The sequence below is a fragment of the Cryobacterium sp. 10I5 genome, from assembly GCF_035019865.1.
Lineage (GTDB): Bacteria > Actinomycetota > Actinomycetes > Actinomycetales > Microbacteriaceae > Cryobacterium > Cryobacterium breve_A.
In genome coordinates this window covers 1-994 of sequence record NZ_JASJVI010000197.1, presented here as the reverse complement: position 1 = coordinate 994, position 994 = coordinate 1, and the positions used below count along the sequence as shown (strand labels likewise).

The following is a 994-nucleotide window of genomic DNA, read 5'->3' as shown; positions in this document are numbered from 1 at the left end:
GCCAACCGCCGCCAGAGGTCCCAGGCCGGGGCCGGTCCCTCGTCGAGCTTCGCCGCTGTGTGCTGGTCGCCGTTGTCGGAGTTCTCGGTGAGAGAGCCGATGGTGGCGAGCACCAGGTCGTTCTCGCCGAGCTCGACGCCACCGACGACACCCTCGCGGATCCAGTGGATCGCGGTGGCCTGCTTCCGGTCGGCAGTGATCGCGAAGTCGATGTCGGTGACCTCGGTGTCGAACTGGAACGTCACTCCCTGGTCCAGCAACCATCGGTACAGCGGCAGCACCATCGACTCGTACTGGTTGTACTTGAAGAACCGCACGTTTGCGAAGTCCGGCATGCCGCCGATGTGGTGGACGAAGCGGTGCACGTACAGCTTCATCTCCAGCGCAGAGTGCCACTCCTCGAAGGCGAACATGGTGCGCCAGTACATCCAGAAGTTGCTGGCGAAAAATTCCTCGCCGAAGACCTCGTTGATCCGCTTGTTCTCCAGGGACTCACGGGTAGCCAGGAAAAGCCCGATGAGCTCCTTCTGCGCTTGCTTCGAGAGAGTGAAGAGGGTGCCTGTGCCGGCATCCTGACCCTGCTCGACGGTTGCCCGCTGCAGCGAGACGTTCGGGTCGTCCTTGTTCAGCCAGTAGAACTCGTCGAGCACAGAAGCGCCGTCGACCTCGATCGAGGGGATCGAACGGTACAGGTCCCACAGGCATTCGTAATGGTCGTCCACCTCACGGCCGCCGCGGATCACGAAGCCCTTCTTGGGCTCATCGATCCCGTCCAGCGCCCCGCCGGGCAGCTTCAGCCGCTCCAGGATGGAGATCTTCGACCCGTCCATCTGTCCGTCACGGATCATGAACGCCGCCGAGGCCATCGACGCCAGACCGGCGCCGACGAACCACGCGGTCTTGTTCTCGACTCCCTCAGGCTTGCGGGGACGCGCGAACGCCTCCATAGTTCCGCTGCTGTAGTACATAGTCAGTCTCCCTAATATGTTTCGAT

The 994-nt window shown here is 62.5% G+C and carries 1 protein-coding gene; it reads right to left on the bottom strand.

Going from position 1 to position 994, the window contains the following annotated elements; genetic code table 11:
* On the bottom strand, positions 1–968 hold a 968-nt coding region (locus QN350_RS19670; protein WP_323517195.1), incomplete at its 3' end, for an oleate hydratase.
* Positions 969–994 lie beyond the last annotated feature (26 nt).